Origin of the sequence: Domibacillus tundrae, from assembly GCF_000970675.1 — a bacterium.
Classification (GTDB): Bacteria; Bacillota; Bacilli; order Bacillales; family Domibacillaceae; genus Domibacillus; species Domibacillus tundrae.
This window is the reverse complement of the sequence record NZ_LAJA01000001.1, coordinates 95,982-120,638: the sequence shown is the minus strand read 5'-3', so window position 1 is coordinate 120,638 and position 24,657 is coordinate 95,982. Positions and strand designations below refer to the sequence as shown.

25 protein-coding genes and 1 pseudogene are annotated in these 24,657 nt (G+C 46.0%); 1 reads left to right on the top strand and 25 read right to left on the bottom strand.

Features of this window, described 5'->3' with window-relative positions; translation table 11 throughout:
- Positions 1-36: 36 nt before the first annotated feature.
- From hisIE to hprK, 14 genes are all read right to left on the bottom strand, one after another.
- Entirely contained in the window at positions 37-666 is a 630-nt protein-coding gene (gene hisIE / locus VQ00_RS00580) for a bifunctional phosphoribosyl-AMP cyclohydrolase/phosphoribosyl-ATP diphosphatase HisIE (protein ID WP_046178203.1), read from the bottom strand.
- The gene (gene hisF, locus VQ00_RS00575) at positions 663-1,421 is read right to left on the bottom strand and encodes an imidazole glycerol phosphate synthase subunit HisF (RefSeq protein ID WP_046178202.1); all 759 of its coding nucleotides are present in this window, start codon (positions 1,419-1,421) and stop codon (positions 663-665) included. Before hisF ends, hisIE begins: the two co-directional genes overlap by 4 nt.
- On the bottom strand, positions 1,418-2,149 hold the full coding sequence (hisA, locus tag VQ00_RS00570) for a 1-(5-phosphoribosyl)-5-[(5-phosphoribosylamino)methylideneamino]imidazole-4-carboxamide isomerase (RefSeq protein ID WP_046178201.1): 732 nt from the start codon (positions 2,147-2,149) through the stop codon (positions 1,418-1,420). Before hisA ends, hisF begins: the two co-directional genes overlap by 4 nt.
- Positions 2,146-2,784: an imidazole glycerol phosphate synthase subunit HisH gene (gene hisH, locus VQ00_RS00565; RefSeq protein ID WP_046178200.1), complete on the bottom strand. Its 639-nt coding sequence runs from the start codon at positions 2,782-2,784 to the stop codon at positions 2,146-2,148. The genes hisA and hisH overlap by 4 nt, the downstream gene beginning before the upstream one ends.
- Positions 2,785-3,378, bottom strand: a complete 594-nt coding sequence (gene hisB, locus VQ00_RS00560) for an imidazoleglycerol-phosphate dehydratase HisB (RefSeq protein WP_046178199.1) — start codon at positions 3,376-3,378, stop codon at positions 2,785-2,787.
- A gap of 3 nt (positions 3,379-3,381) precedes the next feature.
- Positions 3,382-4,662, bottom strand: coding sequence for a histidinol dehydrogenase (gene hisD, locus VQ00_RS00555; protein ID WP_046178869.1), 1,281 nt, complete (start codon positions 4,660-4,662; stop codon positions 3,382-3,384).
- A 6-nt stretch (positions 4,663-4,668) separates the two neighbouring features.
- Entirely contained in the window at positions 4,669-5,307 is a 639-nt protein-coding gene (gene hisG, locus VQ00_RS00550; protein ID WP_046178198.1) for an ATP phosphoribosyltransferase, read from the bottom strand.
- A complete protein-coding gene (locus tag VQ00_RS00545; protein WP_046178197.1) occupies positions 5,308-6,489 on the bottom strand; it encodes an ATP phosphoribosyltransferase regulatory subunit in 1,182 nt (393 codons plus the stop codon).
- A 390-nt stretch (positions 6,490-6,879) separates the two neighbouring features.
- Positions 6,880-7,794, bottom strand: a complete 915-nt coding sequence (locus VQ00_RS00535; protein ID WP_046178195.1) for a DUF4003 family protein — start codon at positions 7,792-7,794, stop codon at positions 6,880-6,882.
- 101 nt (positions 7,795-7,895) lie between these two features.
- Positions 7,896-8,390, bottom strand: a complete 495-nt coding sequence (locus VQ00_RS00530; RefSeq protein WP_046178194.1) for an acyltransferase — start codon at positions 8,388-8,390, stop codon at positions 7,896-7,898.
- Entirely contained in the window at positions 8,387-9,043 is a 657-nt protein-coding gene (gene ppaX / locus VQ00_RS00525; RefSeq protein ID WP_046178193.1) for a pyrophosphatase PpaX, read from the bottom strand. The genes VQ00_RS00530 and ppaX overlap by 4 nt, the downstream gene beginning before the upstream one ends.
- On the bottom strand, positions 9,040-9,981 hold the full coding sequence (locus VQ00_RS00520; RefSeq protein WP_046178192.1) for a nucleoside recognition domain-containing protein: 942 nt from the start codon (positions 9,979-9,981) through the stop codon (positions 9,040-9,042). Before VQ00_RS00520 ends, ppaX begins: the two co-directional genes overlap by 4 nt.
- Positions 9,981-10,805: a prolipoprotein diacylglyceryl transferase gene (lgt, locus tag VQ00_RS00515; RefSeq protein ID WP_046178191.1), complete on the bottom strand. Its 825-nt coding sequence runs from the start codon at positions 10,803-10,805 to the stop codon at positions 9,981-9,983. Before lgt ends, VQ00_RS00520 begins: the two co-directional genes overlap by 1 nt.
- A gap of 14 nt (positions 10,806-10,819) precedes the next feature.
- Positions 10,820-11,758 (bottom strand): HPr(Ser) kinase/phosphatase, encoded by a 939-nt coding sequence (gene hprK / locus VQ00_RS00510; protein ID WP_046178190.1) that lies wholly within the window; start codon positions 11,756-11,758, stop codon positions 10,820-10,822.
- A 126-nt stretch (positions 11,759-11,884) separates the two neighbouring features.
- On the opposite strand from hprK, the gene VQ00_RS00505 reads away from it, so the two are divergent.
- Positions 11,885-12,412, top strand: coding sequence for an N-acetylmuramoyl-L-alanine amidase family protein (locus VQ00_RS00505; protein WP_046178189.1), 528 nt, complete (start codon positions 11,885-11,887; stop codon positions 12,410-12,412).
- Between the two features lie 37 nt (positions 12,413-12,449).
- On the opposite strand, the gene VQ00_RS00500 is transcribed toward VQ00_RS00505, so the two are convergent.
- The 11 genes and pseudogenes from VQ00_RS00500 to VQ00_RS00455 form a co-directional block, all read right to left on the bottom strand.
- Positions 12,450-12,797 (bottom strand): phage holin family protein, encoded by a 348-nt coding sequence (locus VQ00_RS00500; RefSeq protein ID WP_046178868.1) that lies wholly within the window; start codon positions 12,795-12,797, stop codon positions 12,450-12,452.
- Between the two features lie 27 nt (positions 12,798-12,824).
- The gene (locus VQ00_RS00495; RefSeq protein ID WP_046178188.1) at positions 12,825-14,003 is read right to left on the bottom strand and encodes a DUF4097 family beta strand repeat-containing protein; all 1,179 of its coding nucleotides are present in this window, start codon (positions 14,001-14,003) and stop codon (positions 12,825-12,827) included.
- 67 nt (positions 14,004-14,070) lie between these two features.
- Positions 14,071-16,923: an excinuclease ABC subunit UvrA gene (uvrA, locus tag VQ00_RS00490; RefSeq protein ID WP_046178187.1), complete on the bottom strand. Its 2,853-nt coding sequence runs from the start codon at positions 16,921-16,923 to the stop codon at positions 14,071-14,073.
- Positions 16,924-16,933: 10 nt separating this feature from the next.
- Positions 16,934-18,910 carry an excinuclease ABC subunit UvrB gene (uvrB, locus tag VQ00_RS00485; RefSeq protein ID WP_046178186.1) on the bottom strand — a complete coding sequence of 659 codons (1,977 nt, stop codon included), beginning with the start codon at positions 18,908-18,910 and terminating at the stop codon, positions 16,934-16,936.
- A gap of 125 nt (positions 18,911-19,035) precedes the next feature.
- A pseudogene (locus tag VQ00_RS17875) lies at positions 19,036-19,284 on the bottom strand (sulfite exporter TauE/SafE family protein); the annotation flags it as partial.
- A gap of 62 nt (positions 19,285-19,346) precedes the next feature.
- Entirely contained in the window at positions 19,347-19,583 is a 237-nt protein-coding gene (locus VQ00_RS00475) for a CsbA family protein (RefSeq protein WP_046178185.1), read from the bottom strand.
- A 63-nt stretch (positions 19,584-19,646) separates the two neighbouring features.
- A complete protein-coding gene (locus VQ00_RS00470) occupies positions 19,647-20,285 on the bottom strand; it encodes a YfbR-like 5'-deoxynucleotidase (protein ID WP_046178184.1) in 639 nt (212 codons plus the stop codon).
- Positions 20,286-20,570: 285 nt separating this feature from the next.
- Positions 20,571-20,699, bottom strand: coding sequence for a protein YhfH (gene yhfH, locus VQ00_RS17870; protein WP_082091408.1), 129 nt, complete (start codon positions 20,697-20,699; stop codon positions 20,571-20,573).
- 790 nt (positions 20,700-21,489) lie between these two features.
- A complete protein-coding gene (locus tag VQ00_RS00465; RefSeq protein WP_046178183.1) occupies positions 21,490-22,683 on the bottom strand; it encodes a PDZ domain-containing protein in 1,194 nt (397 codons plus the stop codon).
- A 91-nt stretch (positions 22,684-22,774) separates the two neighbouring features.
- A complete protein-coding gene (locus VQ00_RS00460; RefSeq protein WP_046178182.1) occupies positions 22,775-23,905 on the bottom strand; it encodes a trans-sulfuration enzyme family protein in 1,131 nt (376 codons plus the stop codon).
- A gap of 75 nt (positions 23,906-23,980) precedes the next feature.
- Positions 23,981-24,520: a redoxin domain-containing protein gene (locus tag VQ00_RS00455; protein WP_046178181.1), complete on the bottom strand. Its 540-nt coding sequence runs from the start codon at positions 24,518-24,520 to the stop codon at positions 23,981-23,983.
- Positions 24,521-24,657: the final 137 nt, after the last annotated feature.

Genomic DNA, 24,657 nt, shown 5'->3' with positions numbered 1-24,657 from the left:
GACAAAAAGCCGGTCCACGGCTGGACCGGCTTTCCTTTATTCTTTTCCTTTGCCTTCGTGGCGGCGTGCAAGAACAGAAAGCACATCATCAAGCGCCAAGTCTTGTTCACGCAATAATACAAGCAGATGATACAAGAGATCGGCTGCTTCCCACTGCAATTCTTCTTTGTCGCGATTTTTCGCGGCAATAATGACTTCCGCTGCTTCTTCGCCAACTTTTTTCAAAATTTTATCGACGCCTTTTTCAAACAAGTACGTTGTATAAGCACCTTCTGGACGATTTTGCTCGCGGTCGGCAATGACTTGCTCAAGCTGCTGCAAAATCGAGTAAGGCAATGACCCATTGTCTTCTCCGTAAAACGGCTCATCAAAACAGCTCGTTGTGTCACGGTGGCAGGCAGGACCCGCTGGCTCCACTTTTACGACAATAGCATCTTTATCGCAGTCAAACTGCATTGAGATGACTTTTTGTGTGTTGCCGCTTGTTGCGCCTTTATGCCAAAGCTCTTCTCGGGACCGGCTGTAAAACCACGTTTCGCCTGTTTCCATCGTTTTTTGGAGAGAATCTTTGTTCATATAAGCGAGCGTCAATACTTCATACGTTGTTGCATCCTGCACAATTGCAGGGACGAGTCCTTTTTCATCAAACTTCACTTTGTCAATCATCTAACGTTCACCTCTGCATTTCGCAAAAATTGTTTTACCTCTCCAACGCCGGTTTCTTTATAGTGAAAAATAGAAGCCGCCAGCGCCGCATCGGCTTGCGCTTCTGTAAACACATCCAAAAAGTGCTGCGCGTTTCCGGCGCCGCCTGATGCAATAACAGGGACAGAGACCGCATCACCGACCGCTTTCGTCAGCGCGATATCAAATCCTTGCTTGCTGCCGTCTTCATCCATGCTCGTCAGCAAAATTTCGCCGGCACCGCGTTCGACCGCTTCTTTCGCCCAATCAATAACCGTTCGTTCTGTTGGGGTGCGCCCGCCGTGTGTATAAACGCGCCACGTTCCGATCGATTCATCATATTTCGCATCAATTGCAATGACGATACACTGCGAGCCGAAAAACGCGGCTCCTTCATTAATCAAACCCGGATTGTTTACAGCCGCTGTATTCAATGATACTTTATCTGCGCCCGCACGTAAAATGCGTTTCATATCATCTAGTGCGTTAATGCCGCCGCCGACCGTAAATGGGATGGCCAATTCAGATGCGACCGCCTGCACAACATCGACCATCGTTTTCCGTCCTTCCACCGAAGCTGAAATATCAAGGAAAACAAGCTCGTCCGCACCTTGCTCGTCATAAACACGCGCCAGCTCAACGGGGTCACCTGCGTCGCGCAGCTCAACAAATTGAATGCCTTTGACCACACGTCCTTCTTTTACATCGAGGCATGGGATGATGCGTTTTGTCATCATTCCGCTGCCACCTCCAGCGCTTCTTTTACAGTGAATCGGCCTGTGTAAATAGATTTTCCGCAAATGGCACCGGACAGCCCATCATTTTTCCATTTTGCCAGATCGCGCAAATCGTCCAACGAGCTGACGCCGCCTGATGCAATCACGCTCTTGCCAGTTGCCCGCGCAAGTTCGGCTGTTGCTTCTGTATTCGGTCCTGACAGCATGCCATCATTTGCGATATCTGTAAAAATAAACGTCTCCGCGCCCGCTTCTGCAAATTCCTTTGCGAGATCGATCGCTTTTACAGACGAAGTCTCAAGCCAGCCGTGTGTCGCCACGTACCCACCTTTTGCATCAAGGCCGATCGCGATTTTATCTCCATATGTACGAAGCCAGTTTTTCACAAGTTCGGGTTCTTTCACAGCAAGGCTGCCAATAATCACGCGGTCTACACCGTTTTCTAAATAATGCTTCACGTCTTCTTCTGTCCGGATGCCGCCGCCGATTTGCACTTTCGCATTCAGCTTTTGGGCTGCTTCAATGACGAACGTATCGTTTACGCGCTGGCCGTCTTTGGCGCCGTCAAGATCCACCATATGAATCCACTCTGCACCTTGCTCCACGAAGGATTTCGCCATATCAAACGGCGAATCCCCATATACCGTTTCTTGATTATAATCGCCTTGCACGAGGCGGACACATTTTCCACCGCGCATATCGATTGCCGGGTAAATCGTAAAACTCATAATATGTCCTCCGATCGTTCCATCGCTTTCGCAAAATTCGTTAACAGCTTCATGCCGGTTGCGCTGCTTTTTTCCGGGTGAAACTGCATGCCTGATACGTTGTCACGTCCAACAACCGCCGGCACGTGTACGCCATATTCCGCACTGGCAAGAAGGGCCTGCTTATCTACTCCATCTGCATAATAGGAATGGACAAAATAAACGTAGCCGTCTTCAATGCCTTCCAATACGGGTGCTTCTTGATGAAAATGCAGCTTGTTCCAGCCCATGTGCGGCACTTTCAGCCGTTCGCCGTCTGCATCGCGGTCCGGAATACGCACGATGCGTCCTTTTAATAAACCCAGGCCTTCAAATTGGCCATTTTCTTCGCTTTCTTCAAATAAAAGCTGCATGCCAAGGCAAATGCCTAAAAGCGGGCGGCCGCTGTCGACATATTGGTGGATAAACTGATCCAGTTCCTTTTCACGAAGGCGCGCCATCGCATCTTTAAACGCGCCAACACCTGGCAGGATCACACCTTTTGTGTTGTTTAATTCTTCTGGTGATTCACTGATGATATATGGGATGCCAATCCGTTCCAGAGCTTTGGATACGCTGAACAAATTGCCCATGCCGTAATCGATAATGCCGATCATTTACAACATCCCTTTCGTTGATGGTACGCCTTTCACGCGCGGGTCAATCGTGACCGCTTCATCAATCGCACGTGCCATCGCTTTAAAGACCGCTTCTATCATATGGTGTGTATTCGTTCCGTAATGAATGATGACGTGCAGGTTCATGCGGGCTTCAAGTGCAAACTTCCATAAAAATTCGTGCACAAGCTCTGTATCAAACGTGCCGACTTTTTGAGACGGGAATTCCGCGCCGCGAATTTCAAAATGCGGGCGGTTGCTCAAATCAACCACCACTTGTGCCAATGTATCATCCATTGGCACAAAGAAATTGCCATAACGCTTAATGCCTTTTTTATCGCCCAGCGCTTCTTTCAATGCCATGCCAAGCACGATACCGATGTCTTCTGTTGTATGGTGGTCATCTACCTCGACATCACCGTCTGCTTTTACTGTTAAGTCAAAGTGGCCGTGGCGCGTAAACAAATCCAGCATATGATCCATAAATGGCACACCTGTCTGGATATCGGATTTCCCTTCTCCATCCACTTCAAAAGCCAAATCAATTTTTGTTTCGCCTGTGTAACGCTGCAGTTCTGAATTCCGATTTCCCATTGTTTAGCCTTCTCTCTTTGATTCGTTACGCGCTTCGATCGCGCGGGCATGTGCTTCTAATCCTTCGAGTCGTGCAAAAGCAGCAATTTTCGCTCCGTGCTTGTCAAATGCTTCTTTGCTATACATGATAATACTCGATTTTTTCATAAAGTCATCCACATTGAGCGGACTTGAAAAACGGGCTGTTCCATTTGTCGGCAGCACGTGATTGGGACCGGCAAAGTAGTCGCCGACCGGCTCTGATGAATATCGCCCAACGAAAATAGCGCCGGCATGTTTAATATCTTTTACATATTCAAGCGCATTTTCCGTCATCACTTCCAAGTGCTCCGGTGCAATGTCGTTAATGGTTTGAATCGCTTCTTTCATCGTCGCCGCAATATAAATAGCACCATGCTGTTCAATTGATGGACGCGCAATTTCTTCGCGTGGCAATGTAGACAGCTGCTGTTCAATTTCAAGCGCCACTTCTTTTGCCAGCGGCTCTGACGTTGTCACCAAAACGGCGGACGCGCGTGTATCATGCTCTGCCTGCGACAGCATATCGGCTGCGACTTCTTTCGCAGATGCTGTTTCGTCCGCAAGCACCGCGATTTCACTTGGTCCGGCAATCATGTCAATGTCGACGTCACCAAATACTTCCCGTTTCGCGAGAGCGACAAAAATGTTGCCCGGTCCAGTAATTTTATCGACTGCTTTAATCGATTCCGTTCCGTATGCAAGTGCCGCGACAGCTTGAGCACCACCGGCTTTAAAGATGTCCTTTACACCGGCAATGTCAGCCGCAACAAGGACCCCCGCTGGGAGGCGGCCATCTTTTCCAGGCGGTGATACCATGACGATCCGCTTCACACCGGCCGTTTTCGCCGGCATGACATTCATTAAAACAGAAGATGGATAAGCGGCTGTTCCACCTGGGACATACACACCTGCTGAATCAAGCGGCGTCAATTTTTGTCCAAAAATCGAGCCGTCCGCATTTGTGTACAGCCATGTTTCCCGTTTTTGCTTTGCATGGAAAGAAGCGATGTTTTCCGCCGCTTCACGAATAATTTTGATCATGTTGTCATCGAGCGCCGTGTATGCCTCATTGATTTCTTCCTGTGTGACTTTTAAGCTGTACAATTTCGCTCCGTCAAACTTTTCTGTATAGGCATAAAGCGCACGGTCGCCGTTGTCACGAACATCTTGTATGATCTCACGCACAATTCGCTGCTGCTCTTCAGTTCCAGCATCCACTGACCGCTTGATTGAAAGCCCTGCTGTGACATTTTTGATCTTAATCATCGATTATTGCACCGCCTTTTCTTCAATCGTGTCAGTCAAACGGCTGACAAGTGTGGCAATCTCCTCGTTTTTCATCCGATAGCTGACTGGATTCACAATAAGGCGGGATGTAATGCCGACGATTGTTTCATATTCAACGAGCCCATTTTCCCGCAGCGTCTGGCCGGTCGACACGATATCGACAATCCGGTCGGACAATCCAATAAGCGGGGCCAGTTCAATCGAGCCGTTTAATTTAATAATTTCCACCTGCTCGCCTTTTTCCCGGAAATAAGCGGATGCGACCGTTGGATACTTTGTGGCAATTTTTGGTGCCACTTCATTTAATGACGTATTCGGGAGTCCTGCAACAGCGAGGTAACAAGGACTGATTTTTAAGTCAAGCAGCTCATATACATCGCGCTCTTCTTCAAGCAGCACATCTTTGCCCGCGATGCCGACATCCGCCACGCCATGCTCGACATAGGTGGCAACGTCCATCGGTTTTGCAAGGAAAAAGCGCATATTTTCTTCCGGCACTTCAATAATCAGTTTGCGGGATTCATCTAATTCCGGCGGCAATTGATATCCTGCTTCCTGCATAAGAGCTGCCGCTTCTTCAAAAATTCGTCCTTTTGGCATTGCAATGGTTAACATCGACATTTATGCGTTCCCTCCTGTTGATTTCCCGACAAAAAACGTTACGCTTTTGCACGTTTCGGTGAATTTATCGACATCTTTTACGCCCGCCACGTCTTGAAGCAAAACACACTCTCCTGCCGCACGGCGTTTTTGGGCTTCCTGTATGGCTTCAACGCGCCGTTCATTGCTGAATAGCACACAATGAACGCCCGTTTCCTCTTCTAATTCTTCCAGTGCTTCCAGCAAAAAGTCAACACGCAGGCCAAAGCCGGTTGCACCAGCCGGACGGCCGAACTTTTGAAGCAGATCATCATAACGGCCGCCGTTTCCGACAGGTGCTCCGACACCATCTGTATACACTTCAAAGACAAGACCCGTATAGTAGCTCATATGACTGACAAGCGGCAAATCGAATGTGACGTATTGATCCACGCCGTATTCCTGCAAGCGGCTGAACACCGATTTTAATTCATCAAGCGCTTCAATACCCGTACTTCCTTCGACCAATTTTACCGCTTCATCGAGGCACTCTATGCCGCCTGACAAGCTTAAAAATTGAAGAAGGCGCTGCTTATCGATCGATGACAGAGGCAGGCTTTTCACATGTTCACGGTAGCCGACGTAATTTTTTTCATATAAAAACCGGCGCAGCTGCTCGGACCGCTCTTCTGTCCCAAGAATTTGACGAAACAGTTCATCTATAAACCGGATATGGCCAAGGGAGAGCTGGAATTTTTCAAGACCTGCCTGCTTCATGACCGATACAAGCAGTGCAATCACTTCCGCATCGGCACTAATTGTATCGTCGCCGATCATTTCGACGCCAATCTGTTCAAATTCAGCGGCACGGCCGCCTTCACGCTGCTGGGCACGGTAGACACTTGCTGAATAAGCTAATCTGAGCGGCACACGTTCTTTTAATAATTTCGCTGCGGCCACACGAGCAATTGGTGCTGTCATATCCGGACGCAAGACGAGCGTATTTCCTTGCTGATCAAGAAGCTTAAACAACTGGCGGTCTAAAATCGCCGATGCATCCCCGACTGTTTCATAATATTCAAGCGCCGGTGTCTCAATAAAACGGTATCCCCAGCTTCTCATGGCACTTTCAGCCGCTTCTTTTAACTTTCGTTTCGTTTCATAAATGTGCGGCAATGTGTCCCGCATTCCAACTGGCTTTTCAAACATTAACAGCTTCGACATATCTTTTATCACCCGATCACATGTATTTTCGCTTTAGTTCGCTAATGTACTAAAGGTTTATTATTTGTAGTTTAACGGTTCTGACAATTCACGTCAAGTACTAAAGGATCAAAGACTAAGAACGCGGCGTCGTGCCGCAACGCCTTTATGACCCGCATCCTGCGGGCCCAAGCGGAAGGCCCCGGCAGGCGTAAGACGGACCAGAGAAGTGGCGCTCTTTGCCACACAGCTGTGACGGCTTTTTGGTACAAAAGCTAAGAACGCAGCTTCCTGCTGCAACGCTTTTGTGACCCACATCGTGTGGGCCTCGAGGAACTGACCGCTTGGAGCTAGACATCGTTCAAAAACCTATACTTTCTTAATCTTTATAAAAAACCGGGCAGGCCCGGTTCAGTCACTTGATGATGACGATGCAGCTACCAAACTGGCCGTGGATGCCGCAATGACCGCTTGCTGCGCTTGAATCATCGCCTGGACAGCGGCCGTCAAGCTGGCAGAAGATTCAATCATCGCTTGAGAAGCAAAGATGGATGCCAGCGTGATCGCCATATCTTTTGACCATTTTAACGCAGAAGACTCTTTTAATTCGAGCGCTGTTTGTACGTGTTCCTCGATATTCCCGGATAACGCTATGATGCCGAGCGATGGGTAATGCATGCCTTTTATTTTCAATCCATTTTTTTCAAGTCCATCTTTCACTTTCAAAACAGCCTGGGCAATTTCTTCTTTATACATGCCATTCATCACAAGCATATTGGCCAAAAACTGAAGATCATTTCCTTTCCAAAAGCCGTTTTCATTCAAAAAGCGATAATAGTGTTCAGACGTATCCACCAGCTCTGTCACACTTTCTGAACGGTTTGCCATGACAACAGCAGCCGGATAATCTTCGTATGATGTTAAAAATGAATGATACCGCCTCATCTCATCATAGATCTCTTTAATCCGTTCCGGTCGTGTAGAAGGGTCCAGCAAAAAAGCGGCAATGTATGTGTACGAGGAAGCACGGAGCCCAGCTGAACGAAGCGTTTCATATTTTTGGTGCAGCTCTGCAATCATTTCGTTCTTATCGCCTTCTTTTGCTATTAATAGCCCCGCCATTGGAAAATGAATCGTTCGCAGCGGTGAAAAAAGCGAGCCTGATTTTTTCAATTTGTTTGAGAGTACTGTATATTCTTCCACATCAATCTGCTCCTGCTTTGCCGCAAATTGGGCCGCCGTCAATAAAACAAGCCGCTTATCGACCCACTTCCCCGCTGTTCGGCGCAGCATGTCTGTATTTTGCTCCAGCATCGTGACATTCATCGCAATTCCTCCTGATTTTCATTTCCCTCGTATACGAATGAACATGGAAATAGTTCCAAAATCGTGAACCGTCAGCAAGAACTATATCAAAAAAACCTGTTTCAGCTTTTTGCTGAAACAGGTTTAATGATCATTGGATTTCCGCCGGCGAACGCTCCAGGCGGCACATCTTTATTCACAAGCGTCATCGCGGATACAACGGCTCCGTCACCGATTTCGATTCCGGGTAAAATGGTGCAGTTGGCGCCGATCATTACGTTATTGCCAATGACAACCGGCCCAATCCGGTATTCACTTGTTAAATATTCATGAGCTAAAATGGTCGTATTATAGCCGATGATTGTGTTCCGGCCAACCGATATCTGTTCCGGAAATATAATATCCGGCACGACCTTATACGCAAAAGCGGTCCCATAGCCAATCTTCATACCGAGGAGCCGCCGGTACAAAGCGTTTTTCCAACCGGCAAATGGCACAAAGCGTCCGGCTTCAATAACTATGATGTTTTTGAAAGTTTTCCAGAAAGAAACGGTTTTATATAAATGGAAAAGCGGGTTGGCTCCGCCTTCTAATGTATACCGTTTCGTCCGTCTCATTTCTGCTTTGCCCCGACCTGTAAAATGTCGAGTAAATCTGACATTGATTGGAGCATGTAATCCGGATTGTACGTATTCAAAAAGTCGCGTCCTTTCAGCGACCAGGCAACACCGGCTGTTTTCACGCCGGCATTTTGTCCGCCTTCGATATCATGATAATTGTCGCCAATCATGATCGCTTCTTCCTGTGAAACGCCAAGGGCGGCAAGCGCTTTTTCCACCGGCTCCGGATGCGGTTTTGCATTTTCCACATCATCAAGCCCGACAATTACATCGAAAAACGGATCAAGATGCGTCAGCTTCAGTCCTTTGATAATCGTTTCACGTATTTTCGTTGATACGATCGCCATTTTAAAGCCGTTTTCATGCAGCGTACGAATCGTCTCATACACACCTTGAAATTCAGTGACGAGCGAATCGTGCTTTTCATGATTAAAGGCGCGGTAATGGGCAACCATTTCCGGCGTGCGCTCTTTATCAAGTGCTTCAAACGTATCAATAAGCGGCGGTCCCATAAACGGATACACGTCTTCACGCTCATATTGCCCTGGAAAATAATGATTTAACGTATGAAGAAATGATTCAACGATCAACTCATTTGTATTAATTAACGTACCATCTAAATCAAATAATAAAGTCGTAATGTTTTTCATGTATGTGCAGCTTCCTTTCTTCTTGCCCGTTCAGGCCGATCCCAGAGACGCGCTACCACAATCGTTAAAATGACGGCGGTGACGATTCGAATGAGAAAAAGCGGCCAAACCGGAATTCCAAGTGGAATAAAAATAAGCGTATCTTCAATAACAGCATGGCAGGCGACGAGAAAAATAAACGCGAGCGTCACGTCACGCCGGCTGACACCATCTTCTTCCACCGCTTGAATCATCACAGCGGACCCCATTGCCAAACCGATAAGGAGTCCGGATGCCAATGTCATAGATGTATTTTCTTTCATGCCGAGAAAACGTGTGACTGGTGCCACTGCTTTTGAAAACGCATCAAGCCATTTTAAATCTTTCGCAATTTGAATCATGACCATAAGTGGAATAACAATCATGGCAAGCTGTAAAACGCCGAAAACCGCTTTTTGCAAACCAAGCAGCAAAATCGCGCCCCATGTTTCCGGCTGAGCCGTCACTTCAGGGACCATGCCATATTGAGCAATGTCGCCGCCTCCCTGCCAGACTAGGTTAATGACGATCCCAGCCGTCAGCGCAAGTCCGATACGCACCGCTAAAATAATCCACATTTTCACGCCGACTTTCATTGCGACAGTTGATTCAACAAATAGGTTATGCGAAAACGACAGCATCATCGCAAGAATAAATACTTCTTTCACCGTCAACTCCAGCGACAAAATCGCTCCGATCGCCGCGTATAAATTCAAGGCATTTCCGATGACCAATGGAATGGCCGCGTCGCCTGATAAACCGAAAAGACCCATAATCGGACTGATCAAACTGATAATCCAAGGCAGTACCGGTGTAAACTGCAAAATGGTCACAATCAGTGTGATCGGAAAAATAACCTTTCCGAGCTTCCATGTTGTATTCAGGCCAGTCTGCAATCCTTTTAAAACTGTCTGCTTCATTATGCGGCCTTCCCTTGATTGGTCTGATCCGCATAACGTGGCAGTGTGTATTTCGCGCGGCGGTATATAAGAATGGCAGCCGCTATGACGATAAGCGACAGTGACAACACTTGCGCAATCCGCAAAAAGTCACCCGGCAGCATTAAGCTGTCCGTGCGCATGCCTTCGATAAAAAAGCGGCCGATGGAATACCAGATCACATACGACAAAAACAGTTCCCCGCGTTTCGGATTAACTTTGCGCAAGAAAAGCAGCAGTGCCAATCCAAAAATATTCCAGACGGATTCATATAAAAACGTCGGATGATAATATGCGCCGTCAATATACATTTGATTGACAATAAAGTCCGGGAGATGCAAGTTTTGAAGGAAAGACCGGGTTACTTCTCCCCCATGGGCTTCCTGGTTCACAAAGTTGCCCCAGCGGCCGATCGCCTGCCCTAAAATAATCGATGGCGCCGCAATGTCTGCGAGCTTCCAAAACGAAATGCCGCGCTTTCTTGAAAACACAATCGCCGTAATGACAGAACCGATCAATGCACCATGAATGGCAATGCCGCCATTCCAAATCTGAATGATCGTGCCGGGATTTTGTGAATAGTAGTCCCATTGAAACAGCACATAATACATGCGTGCCGAGATTAGAGCAATCGGAATTGCCCAAATAAGCAAATCTGAAAATGTTTCCTGCGGCAGACCGATTCTGTCGCCTTCTTTTGAAGCCAAATAAAAACCGAGCGCAATGCCGATCCCAATAATGATGCCATACCAATGAACCTGAAAATTGCCAAGTTCAAAAGCGATCGGATTTAACGGATAATCCAAAACATCCCCACCCCTTATTGCTTCTCAGTAATACCGGCATCGTTAATTGCACCGGCCAGTTTATCTGTAAAGTCCTGTGCTGCATTGACACCCATCCGTTTCAGCCGGAAATTCATTGCTGCTACTTCAATAATGACGGCTAAATTTCGGCCTGGACGAACCGGCAGCGTAATTTTTGTGATTTCCGAATCTAAAATCGGCAGCTTGTCTTCTTCAATGCCGAGGCGGTCATATTGCTTTTCCGGGTCCCATAACTCAAGATTGACATTTAACGTAATGATTTTATGTGAACGGACTGCACCCGCTCCAAACAATGTCATCACATTAATAATGCCCAGTCCGCGAATTTCAAGTAAATGCTCAATCAGTTCAGGGGAATTGCCGACGAGACGCCCAATGTCTTCTTGGCGAATTTCGACACAATCATCTGCAACAAGACGATGGCCGCGCTTTACAAGTTCCAGTGCCGTCTCACTTTTACCAACGCCGCTTTGGCCGGTAATGAGCACACCAATGCCATAAATATCAACCAATACACCGTGAATGGCCGTTGTTGGCGCAAGCATGGACTCTAAATAGTTTGTGAGCTGGCTCGAAAATTTCGTTGTCGTCATTTTTGACCGCATCACCGGCACCGAATACGCTTCCGATGCTTCAATCAATTCAACCGGAACACTCAAATTACGTGATACAATAATGGCCGGCGTTTCATAATCACATAGCTTATCCATGCGTTCTTTTTTTTCACCCGGGCTGAGCCGCTGAAAAAATGACAGCTCGGTCATCCCGATTAACTGAACACGCTCCGCTGGATAGTAATCAAAAAAACCAGCAATTTCAAGACCCGGTCGTGACAAGTCACTTAATTTTATCGGACGATGAAGCCCTTCTTCACCACTGACAAGCTCTAAATCGAATTTCTCCAAAAGATCTACTGCACGCACTTTTGGCATTGTTATTCCCTCCCTCTTCACACAAAACGAATTGCCTCCATTGTATCATGTTTCCATTGAAAAACTGCTGTTTCGGTTTCGATTTTCTCTATCCTTCTGTACTTAACGAAAAAAAGGAGGAAAAAAATGAAAATAGTGATTGATGCGGGGCACGGATGGACAACACCTGGAAAACAAACACCGGATGGGATGAAAGAATATGAGTTTAACCATGAAACAGCTTTGTTTTTGCGAAGGGAATTAACGTTTGACATACTGTTTGTTCATGAAGACGAACGTGATGTACCGCTTGCTGAACGAGTCCAAAAAGCAAACGAGGCGTATGCTGATTTATACATTTCGATTCACGCAAATGCATTTGGGATCGGCTGGACAAAACCGCATGGCATCGAAACATACGTGCACTCGTCCCGGCCGGTGAAGGCGCTTTCCGTCGCAAATACGGTACAGCGTGAACTCATTATGGCGACAGGGCGGCACGACCGCGGCGTAAAAACAGCGAATTTTTATGTACTGCGCAAAACAAAAATGCCGGCGATTTTAATCGAAGCTGGTTTTATGACCAACCAAACTGAAGCAGCTTTGTTAAAAACAAAAGCATACCGAAAAACATGTGCACATGCCATTGCATCCGCCCTTCAAAAAATGGATTGACCCATAGCAAAAAGCAGGAAGCGGCCGCTTCCTGCTTTTACTTTTTTCGTATAATGGTCATTTGCAGTACAATATTGACGAGTGACATAATGATCGCAATTACGAGGGCAAGGCCGAAGCTTTCAATGTCGAACGCATAACCCATAATGCTGTCTGTCATAAGCAGTGTAATCGCGTTTATCACAAACAGGAAAAAACCAAGTGAAATCATTGTGATCGGCAGCGTCAAAATAACGAGTACTGGCCGGACGATCAAATTTAAAATTGACAAAACGAGACTGGCAATAATCGCATCTAAAAAACTGTTAACATGCAGCCCCGGAAAATAACCGGCCAGTGCCACAAACAATACTGCGTTAATGAGCACGCTAATCAGCCAGCCCATCATCAAAACGCTCCCTTACTTTTAAAATTAAATGCCTGCCCCAAATGAATCGTCCGGCGGTGTCTGGCGCAAGGACGCCATCCGCAGTGTAACAGAGCCTGTTTTTGTTTCTGCATCCACAACGAGCTGGCGCCCATCAAGCAGGTTATCACTCTCAAACTTTAATGATTTTTGAATGCGCTCGTCTTTTTCTGTTACGTTGGCCATACCGGTTTCCGGCAATGTAAGCCGTCCCGCTGTTGTCCGCATTTCGCCTCTTACAGCCAATTCCTGCGGTACATACAATTCAATATTGCCCGTCATCGATTCTGCACGAACCGCTTCCGCTTTATCCGTTTTTGCATCATATAGAACATTTCCGTTAAATGACTGCAAATCAGCAAAACGGTACGTACCGACAATATGAATCGCGCCATTAAACGTGTTTAATTCAGCCCGTTCGCCTTCGCAGTCGATAATACGGATCGGTCCATTGCCTGTTTCCGCTTCAAGTGCAGCGATTGTACTGTTTTTTAATTCGATTTTTCCGTTTCCGGAACGAACTTCAAGCTTCTCCGCCTGCACATCACGCATGTCGAATGCGCCGTTAAATAGTTTGACCGTTACATCCTCTAACTCACTAGATGGTACATAAAGCGTAACATCCGTTTTCATCAATTTTAAACCGACAGAGAAGGACAACTTATCTTCACGCGCATAAAAAATGCTGTTTTTCAGGAATGACTCTCGTGCTTCCTCTTCTGTTGCAGCACCATACACTTTCACACGGCACTCCGCTTTAACACCTTCTCCATCCCACGGACGAATGGCTACCGCACCATTTGCTGTTTCAAGCTTTAAGCGCCGCGGTTCAATGCCTTGCTCATGAAAAACGTGGGTGAACTCAGCACCTTTACCAACAAATGGCACCTCGACATCTTTTAAGCGCTGCATAGCAGACTGCATGAATTCAAACAATTTCTCTTTTGACTGGGTGACAGTTTCAGTTTTCGGGCGCTGACCGGCTATTTTTTGTCCAAACTTCTCAAGCTCTTCAAAAATGCTGCCAAATCCTTTCAAGCTTTCCGTTGATTTAGCCGAAGAACCCGCACCAGTGTTTGTCGCTGTGCTGCTTTTCTCTAATGCTTCAATCAATTTCACTGCTTCATCTGCTGAAATAATCCCCGACTCCAACATTTTCAAAATTCGCAGCTTTTCTTCGCTCATAAATGTGAACCTCCCGTTTTTATATCCTATTCGTTTATACGAATCCATTGTCAAAAGGTTTCATTTTTTATTTTGCCTGGACAGCCATCCGTTCCCTGTCACGCTCTAAAATTTTCTTCAAATAATAGCCGGTATATGATTCTTTTGTGTCCGCAATTTCTTCCGGTGTACCGAATGCCACAATGGTTCCGCCTTTATCCCCGCCTTCAGGACCAAGATCGACCAGGTAGTCAGCCGCTTTTATTACATCGAGATTATGTTCGATGACAAGCACAGTATCCCCATTTTCTACGAGGCGCTGCAATACTTCGAGCAGCCGGGCAATATCGTCGGTATGAAGACCGGTAGTCGGCTCATCCAAAATATAAAACGAGCGGCCATTGGAACGACGGTGCAATTCAGATGCGAGCTTAACACGCTGCGCTTCTCCCCCTGATAACGTCGTGGCAGGCTGTCCGAGCGTAATATACCCAAGGCCAACGTCTGCAATCGTTTGGAGCTTTCGGCTGATTTTTGGAATGTTTTCAAAGAAAATAAGTGCATCGTCTACCGTCATTTCAAGTACATCTGAAATATTTTGGCCTTTGTATTTCACTTCAAGTGTTTCACGGTTATACCGTTTGCCGTGGCATACTTCACACGGCACATACACATCGGGCAGAAAGTGCATTTCGATTTTAATAATCCCGTCACCCCGGCACGCTTCACAGCGGCCGCCTTTTACATTAAAGCTAAAGCGTCCTTTTTTATATCCGCGTACTTTCGCTTCATTTGTCTGTGCAAATACGTCACGAATATCGTCAAAAACGCCTGTGTATGTGGCCGGGTTGGAACGAGGCGTCCGCCCAATTGGTGATTGGTCAATATCAATGACTTTCTCCAGCTGGTCAATCCCTTTTACTTCTTTGTGGACACCCGGACGCGCTTTTGCTTTATTGAGCTTTTGGGCGAGCGTCTTATACAAAATTTCGTTAATCAATGTACTTTTTCCGGAACCTGATACACCGGTTACAGCAGTAAACAAACCGAGTGGAAATTTAGCTTTGACATTTTTTAAGTTATTTTCTTTCGCACCTGTCACTTCAATCCAGCGTCCATCCGGTTTGCGTCGTTCTTCCGGCAATGGAATGTATTTTTCACCGGATAAATATTGGCCGGTAAGCGATTTTTTATTCTCCATCACTTCTTTTGGTGTTCCAGCCGCGATCACTTCTCCTCCATGGACACCAGCACCCGGTCCGATATCAATTAAATAATCAGCTGCGATCATCGTGTCTTCATCGTGCTCCACGACAATGAGCGTATTGCCGATGTCGCGCATATTTTGCATCGTCTTAATCAATCGATCATTATCACGCTGATGAAGACCAATCGATGGTTCATCCAAAATGTACAAAACGCCTGTCAGGCGTGAACCGATTTGCGTGGCGAGCCGAATCCGCTGCGCCTCACCGCCCGATAATGTGCCCGCCGCGCGGCTCAACGTTAAATAATCAAGACCGACATTGATTAAAAAGCCGAGACGTTCGCAGATTTCTCGCAAAACGAGACGGGCAATCTGCATTTCTTTTTCCGTCAGAACGATGTCTTTAAAGAAATCCGATGCTTCTTGAATGGAAAAAGCGGTCACTTCGGATATATTCAAGCTGTCAATTTTCACAGCAAGGCTTTCTTTTTTCAGGCGCTGGCCTTTACATGCCGGACAGTTAGATTCACCCATGTATTTTTCCATTTGGTCACGGATGTAGTCAGAGCTTGTTTCTTTATAGCGGCGCTCAATGTTGCTGAGCACACCTTCAAATTGAATGTGGTTATCCCGGATTTGGCCAAAATCATTTTCATAACGGAAGCGAATTTTATCCCTTCCGGAACCATTTAATAATTTATCCGTCTGTTCAACCGGCAAGTCATTCCACGGCGTATCCATATCAATCTTGTAATGTGTGCAAACAGCTTTTAACAGCTGCGGGTAATATTGAGAACTGATTGGTTCCCACGGGGCAACCGCATTTTCATTTAATGAAAGATCTTTGTCTGGAATAACGAGATCCACGTCCACTTTTTTCTTCATGCCAAGACCATCGCATGTCGGGCAGGCGCCAAACGGGCTGTTAAATGAAAACATGCGCGGTTCAAGTTCACCGACCGAAAATCCACAGTGCGGACAGGCGTGATGTTCACTGAAGAGCATTTCTTCTTCGCCAATGACATCGATAATAACGTTTCCTTCTCCAAGACGAAGTGCTGTTTCAAGCGAGTCAGCTAAGCGTGCTCCCACGTCTTCTTTTATGGCAATCCGGTCAATAATGACTTCAATAGAATGTTTTTTATTTTTTTCCAGCTCTATTTCTTCTTCTAAATCGCGCATCTCACCGTTGACACGGACACGGACGTAGCCTTGGCGCTTCACATCTTCAAATACTTTCGCATGTGTGCCTTTGCGTCCGGAAACGATTGGAGCAAGCACTTGGATCTTCGTCCGTTCGTCGAGCTCCATGACACGGTCTACCATCTGGCCGATCGTTTGTGACGTAATTTCGATGCCGTGAATCGGGCAGACGGGACGTCCGACCCGTGCATATAAAAGCCGCAAGTAATCATAAATTTCAGTTACGGTTCCGACAGTCGATCGCGGATTGCGGCTCGTTGTTTTCTGGTCAATTGAAATCGCCGGCGACAGCCCTTCGATCGAATCAACGTCCGGTTTATCCATTTGGCCTAAAAACTGACGGGCGTAAGCGGAAAGTGACTCCACGTAGCGCCGCTGTCCTTCCGCGTAAATGGTATCGAACGCGAGTGATGATTTTCCAGAGCCGGACAGCCCCGTTAATACGACAAGCTGGTCGCGGGGAATCGTAATGTCAATGTTTTTTAAATTGTGGGCACGTGCCCCTTTTACCGATATATGATCAATGGCCATATGAGCACCTCTATTCTGATTTCAATTCAAACAATGCGTCGCGAAGGTCCGCGGCTCTCTCGAAATCGAGTGCTTTGGCTGCTTCTTTCATTTCCGCTTCGAGATTCATAATAAGTTTTTGTCTTTCCTGCTTCGACATTTTTTTACCAGTTGTTTTTGACGTGTATGTTTCAGTGTCTTCCGCTGCTTGTGTCGCGCGGATTACATCGCGAATATCTTTTTGAATCGTCATTGGCGTCACGCCATGCTTTTTATTGTAGGCTTCTTGAATTTCCCGGCGCCGTTTCGTCTCGCTAATGGCTTTTATCATGGAGTCGGTCATTTTGTCCGCGTACATAATAACTCTTCCTTCTGAATTACGCGCCGCGCGGCCCATCGTCTGAATCAAAGACCGCTCAGAACGCAGGAAGCCTTCTTTATCCGCGTCCAAAATGGTTACAAGCGAGACTTCCGGGATATCGAGTCCTTCACGCAGCAAGTTAATGCCGATAAGTACATCGTATTTGCCGAGGCGCAAGTCCCGGATAATTTCAATCCGTTCGAGCGTTTTAATTTCCGAATGCAAATACTGGACTTTGATGCCGATTTCTTTCAAATAATCGGTTAAGTCTTCCGACATTTTTTTCGTTAATGTCGTCACAAGCACCCGCTCATTTTTCTCAACCCTTTCATTAATTTCACCGATCAAGTCATCAATCTGCCCTTCAATCGGCCGTACTTCGATCGTCGGATCAAGCAGGCCGGTTGGACGAATAATCTGCTGGGTCATCTTCGGGGTAAGATCAAGCTCATATGGACCAGGTGTAGCCGAAACGTAGACAACTTGATTAATGTGATCTTCAAATTCGGTAAATGTCAGCGGACGGTTATCTTTCGCGGATGGCAGGCGGAAGCCATGATCCACCAGCACCTGCTTGCGGGCCTGATCTCCGTTGTACATACCACGCACTTGCGGCAGTGTTACATGTGACTCATCAATGACCATTAAGAAGTCTTTCGGGAAATAATCAATCAATGTATAGGGCGTTGAACCAGGTGGTCGAAGAGTCAAATGACGAGAATAGTTTTCAATACCTGAACAAAAGCCCATTTCCCGCATCATTTCCAAATCGTAACGCGTCCGCTGCTCTAAACGCTGTGCTTCAAGCAGCTTTTCTTCGGCCCGCAGTTCCGCCAGCCGCTCTTCCAGCTCTTGTTCAATATTACCGATGGCGATATTCATTTTTTCTTCCCGTGTAACAAAATGACTTGCGGGGAAAATGGCCACGTGATCGCGGTCGCCAAGAATTTCACCAGTCAACGCATCGACCTCGCGGATCCGGTCAATGTCATCTCCGAAAAATTCAACACGGATGCATTGCTCATCCCGTGATGCCGGAAAAATTTCTACAACATCACCGCGCACGCGAAATGTCCCGCGCTTAAAATCAATGTCATTTCGTGCGTATTGAATGTCCACAAGACGCCGCAGCAGTTCATTGCGTGCGATTTCCATCCCGTTCCGGAGCGAAATGACCATTTCTTTATATTCTTCCGGTGAACCGAGGCCGTAAATACACGAAACAGACGCGATAATAATCACATCATCGCGTTCAAATAAGGAAGACGTCGCCGAGTGACGGAGCTTATCAATCTCCTCATTAATGCTTGCGTCTTTCTCAATAAATGTATCCGTCTGCGGTACATACGCTTCCGGTTGATAATAATCGTAATAGCTGACAAAATACTCGACTGCATTATCCGGAAAAAATTCTTTAAATTCGCTGTAAAGCTGGCCGGCGAGCGTCTTGTTGTGCGCAATGACAAGCGTCGGCTTTTTTATTTCTTGTATCACGTTAGAGATCGTAAATGTTTTTCCTGTACCGGTCGCACCGAGCAGCGTTTGCTGCTTTTTGCCGCTGCGGATCCCTGTAACAAGTTCCGCGATTGCAGCCGGCTGGTCGCCTTCCGGTTTATATTTAGAAACTAAGTTAAATTCCTGCGCCAACGCATAGGCCTCCTCTGTCTCATATCCGTTCTTCTTACTACTATACTTCCCATTTTAACACGATCGAAACAAAAAAAGCCAACAAAAAGCACACACTTGTTCGGAGTACATGCCATTGCTGCCTTTTAAAGAATATCCAGCCAAATTTTCACCGCTGTTCCAGCGATTAAGATCGTCAACAGCCCTTGTGAAATTTTGACGTTCATTTTTTGTCCGTCTTTTGCACCAAGTGGAGACGCAATTAAGCTCGCGATGACCAGCATAATCGGTACAAGTAAAAATGCGCCAGCTGCTCCGACAATCCCTGAGCCGATACCAAGGAAGAAAGCGAGTCCAGCGGCCAGCCATTTATTGAAAACATGCTTATTAAGCGGCCTTCAATCATATCCAATCCCTATTAAAACACAACAAAAAAACACCGAAGTATTTTTCGGTGTCAGTTGAGCTTTACTTTTAACTGCTTCATCATCCGGTTAGATAACCAAAGACCAGCTGTTAGTGAAAAAGCATCAATAATAATTAATTCCCACGTATGGGTATATCCTTTATAGGCGGATGCGGCAATAAGTGCGACTGTTAAAATAAGACCGAGAAACTGGTTGTACGTTACGCGTGAAAAAAGCAAAACGAGCAAAGCAGGCATAAGCAGCGCCAGAATCATCTTATCAACCATCATCTTCCTCCCAGCTGTTTTCTTTTATCATACTGGATTTTTGCGAATTCGAAAAGACCGGATTTATTCAGACCGGCTGATAATGCGCTCTGTTAAATCGCGAAGCTCACTATGGGGCATGAATTTTTCTGCAAGCATATCAGGCATAATATGATCAATAAAATATTGTACGCAATGAAGATCCTGAAATTTCAAGATTGTATTAAGTGCTTCTTCATAAATTTCAAAAAAGAGCGGGTCCGGATTACGCTTCAAAATTTCACCATACGCTTCATATAACAAATCTACTTTATCCGCTACCGATAAAATACGTCCTTCAAGCGTGCTGTCTTTCCCTTCCTTCAGACGGCGAAAGTATGCTTCGTGAAATTCTGTCGGAAATTCCGCTTCAATAAAACGGCGCGCCATTTGTTCTTCTACTTGCGAAAACAGCTCTTTTAATTCCGTTGTCGCATATTTGACGGGTGTTTTAATGTCACCGGTAAACAATTCCGCATAGTCGTGATTGAGTGCTTTTTCGTAAAGCGACCGCCAGTTGACTGTTTCTCCGTTCATTTCTTCGACTGTCCCTAAAAACTGCGCGATTTTCGCCACTTTAAATGAATGAGCCGCCACGTTATGCGATTGAAATTTAAATTTCCCCGGCAGGCGATATAAATGTTCAAGATCTGACAACGTTTTAAAATATGTATGAACCCCCATGATATCCACTCCTTTTTTATCAATTAATGAACTTCTTCTAAGAACATGCACGTCCTGTGCATAACGAAGAAGTCAATACTTCCTGTATAAGTGAACTTCTTCTAAGAACATGCACGTCCTTATGCATAACGAAGAAGCCAATACTTCTTGTATAAGTGCTCTTCTTGTATAAGCTATGATGCCTATTGTACCGACAAATAGACAGAAAAAAAAGAAAAATCCGCTCTGTTATTGAATAAACAGGCAGATTTTTCAGATGAGTTCGGTTACATTGTCCAATATTGTTTATTCCTCCATTTTGCTTAAGCAGCGTTCACACTCTGCATGATACGATTCGTGCTGCTCCACCATCTGCGCACCGCACTGGCAGCACTCTTTTCCTGGAATGTTACGGTAAAATTCTAATGGCATCATGTTGATGACCTCCTCTAAATTTTTAGATAATGTATTGCTGTTAAACCTATTGTATTATAACAGATAAAATAAGTCAACTACTGTTATATAATAATTTTTTAAAAAATAAAAAAAACGTCCTCCTGATTGAGGACGTTTCATAGTGTTGAAAAAGAAAGGTATCAAGAAGATTTATTATTTTTTGCTTAAATCTTCCATTTTTTCAAGCGAGAAATCGACTGTTTGTTTGGAAAAGAGGCGTGAGGGGCTGCGGTCTGCCGGTTCCGCTTTTCTGCTGGGCGAACGGTGAACCAGCCCGCACTTCGTGCCGACTGTTTCACCCTGTCCGCTCGTCCAGCGGAAGTCTCCGCCGGCAGCCCTCCGCCGTTGTGATTCTAAAAAAGCAGAAAATATGCGAACAAGACCTGCTTTGAATCCCCTATTCTTTTTGGGAAATCATATCGTCCTAAAAGCGGAAGCCTTCTATGATTTACACAGAATGTCTTCTTCTGAAAAAGCATTCTTTCCTTTACTTTCGGACCGCTTTTCTTGCCAATAAAGAAGGGGAATGTAACGTTTTTGATCGCTGCTTCTCCTCCCCACTAAGGCGGCTGGCGCAGGACGGAGACTCCATGGGGATCAGCGGCAAAGGTTAGCTCACCACCCGCCCCCAGGAACGCGCAGTCCTGCAGAAGCCGCCCTGCTAGACGAGGCGCAAGCACAGTGGTTCAAAAAGAAGGAACTTGTCACCTATTCTTTATTGACAAACTCTTATTTCAACAGAATGAAACGTCCTCCTGATTGAGGACGTTTAATCGGAAAACACAGAGTCATCCATATATTCTTTTTCTTCAGGTGCGAATAACAGTCCAAGTTCGTGATGTTCATTTTCATAAATAGAGCCTTGTACAAATCGAAGCTGGCCGTTTAAGCCAATGACTTCAAGCTTGCAATACGCCGCATTTTTTTGGAGCGCTTTGTAAAATTCCGGCTCTGTTTGGACCGGTACATCGTTTACTTTTGTGATGATCTCGCCGATGCCGAGCCCCATCTTTCGAGCAGGCGCTGCAGGCAATACCCCAACAATCATAATCCCTTTAGATTGCGTTGTAAAAAAGTAAGGACGGTGCTTTTCATAGCCGTAGTGGCGACGGGTAATCGCAAGCCGGGCGGCAGCAGCAAACAGAACGGCCAAAGCCGAAAGCTGCCATACCCAATAAGAACTTGCTGCTATTATCAAAGCGAATATGCCTGCCCAAATAACACTTTTTCCCGTTGACTGCACAGCGAGAGCCGGAAGTGTACTGCGGACAATCATTGAAAAGCCGATTAAAAACGGAAACAACACAAGATAGTAGCTTTCTGCTCCAATCGGAATGACCGGCCACCAGTCCCCAAACGCCTCAAGCGGGCGGCTTGCAGGCACTGGCAAAAATACGGGCACGAGCCAAAGGCGGCGGGCAAGATGAACCGCTGTTTTTTGCCCCCGCTTGCTTATTTCAATACGGGGAGATGTCCCTTGATGACCCCGCTTACGGATGAGTACGCCTTCTGCTATGACGAGAAGAGCTGTTAAGATCGCCAATATGGTCAAGATAGCGCTCATTTGAAGAGGCTTATATAAAATGAACGAATAACCAAGCTGTTCAGACAGCACAAATACGGCGTAAGCTGCTGTTAATGTCCATGCGGGCGACAGGAGAAAAAAACCGCCGATACTGAAGATAATGAACAATGCAGCCATAAAACTTAATAGGTCAGCTGGGAGCGCCAGCCCAAGTGTGAGCCCAACTAACGATAACATGAAACCAACCGCTAAGCTGGACGGCAAAATAAACCGAATTTCCTGATATATGTCATACACGCGCGTGTCAAAGTCCTTGCGCTCACGTGTGACGCGAAACATGCCAACGATAAAAGCCAGAACAAATGAAAAATAAAAGATAGGATGAAGCAATAATCTTCCTGCTGCAGCACCGAGCTGCATAAGCCAGTCCAAAGCCATAAAAGTCCCTCCAGAGCGTTGCACAAAAATCTTTCTCTCTATTGTATCAGAAAGCCTGTGCAATCGTTAACAGACTTGCGGCGTTTTTTCGTCAAGCTTCGTTCAGCGCCTTTTCAAGCTCACTGATAATATCTTCTGCTTCTTCAATACCGATCGAAATGCGGACCATTTTTTCCGATACGCCAACTGCTGCTTTTTCTTCTGCATTCAGTGAACGATGGGACGTGCCAAAGGGCCACGAAACCGTCGTCTCCACACCAGCGAGTGACGGTACAATTTGAATCCAGCCAAGCGAACGGAAAAAGACCGCTTCATCTGTGTGATCCGCTAACTCAATCGTGACAATTGCGCCGTTGCCTTTTTCGGATACGCCTTTTGGATAAAATACTCCTTTTACATTCGGCTGCGTGCTGAGCCAGTCTGACACTTTCTGCGCATTCGCTGATTGGCGTTCCATCCGTAAACCGAGTGTCTTTGCTCCTCGGCAAGCAAGCCATGACTCAAACGGACTCAAATTCAAGCCGATGTTCACAACGCGGCTGCGTGCGGCAGCTATGTATTCTTCTTTTCCTACGACAACACCAGCTGAAACGTCGCTATGTCCGCCAATGTATTTTGTGGCAGAATGAACGACCATGTCCGCGCCCAGTTCAAATGGTTTAACTAGATAAGGGGTCGCAAACGTATTGTCCACAATAAGCACAAGTTCTTTTTCCTGGGCAAGTGCTGACATACGGCTCAAATTCTCCACGCGCAAAAACGGATTTGTAATGGATTCTGTATATAAAATAACAGTCTCCGGGCGAATCGCTGCTTCAATGGCCTTCTCATCTTCAAAATTGACAAAAGATGTATCAATGCCCATCCGCGCCAATTCTTCTTTCAGCATGTAAAAGGTGCCGCCATATACATCATGTGCTGCCACAAGATGATCGCCGCTTTTGGCTACAGCAAGCACTGCCGCCATAATCGCCCCAAGTCCTGAAGACGCAGCAACACCCGCGGGCGCGCCTTCAAGGCGTGCCGTGGTATTAGCCAGCTCGTCTGCGTTCGGATTGCCGACACGCGTATACAAGTATGGTGCTTCGCCGTTATAATAGCCTTCCATTTCTTCTAAACTATCAAATGAAAACACCGATGTCTGATAAATCGGCGTCACTTTGCTTTGAATATGCTTTGGCAATTTTTCGCCATGCACCGCTTTTGTATTAAATGAATCCACTATCCCCACTCCTTTTCACCTGTTCATTATATTCCGAAAATTGTACAAAAACAAATCCGCCTTTTTAAAGACGGATTACTTTATAAGCTCTTTCATCATTGGCACGTCCATCGGTCCAACAATTTTTTGATGCACCGTCCCATCTTCATTTAGAACATAAGTAGTCGGAATCGTATATACTTCGTACGCTTCTCCCACCGTGCCGTCTTCGTCCATTAAAATGGGAAACGTTAATTTATATTGATCGGCGAAATCCTTCGCTTTTCTATTGCTTTCTTCTAAATTGACTGCTAAAATTTCAACGTTTTCTGGTTTTTCTTCATAAAAAGACTGCATATGCGGCATTTCCGCTTTACACGGAGGGCACCACGTCGCCCAGAAATTTAAAAAGACTTTTTTCCCTTTGTAGTCTGACAGCTTTACTTCGTTTCCATCCATTTTTCCGACTGTAAAATCAGGCGCTTTGTCACCGACAGCAATCCCTGTTTGGTCGTTATTAACTGCTATGCCTGCTTCTCCGATATCTGTAACGTCTTTACGGTCATTGTACAAATTAAAGCCGGCAATGCCAATTAAGAAAGCAATCAGCAAGATGCCAAACCACTTTTTACTCATTTCTTTTTCCTCCACATGATGATATAAGCCGTAACCAATGGTCCATATTTTATCCTTTCAATCATATCATATGATCCTTTTTCGTTCATTATATACATATATGGGTATAAAACAAAAAAGCTTCCTCCCTGCTCGTT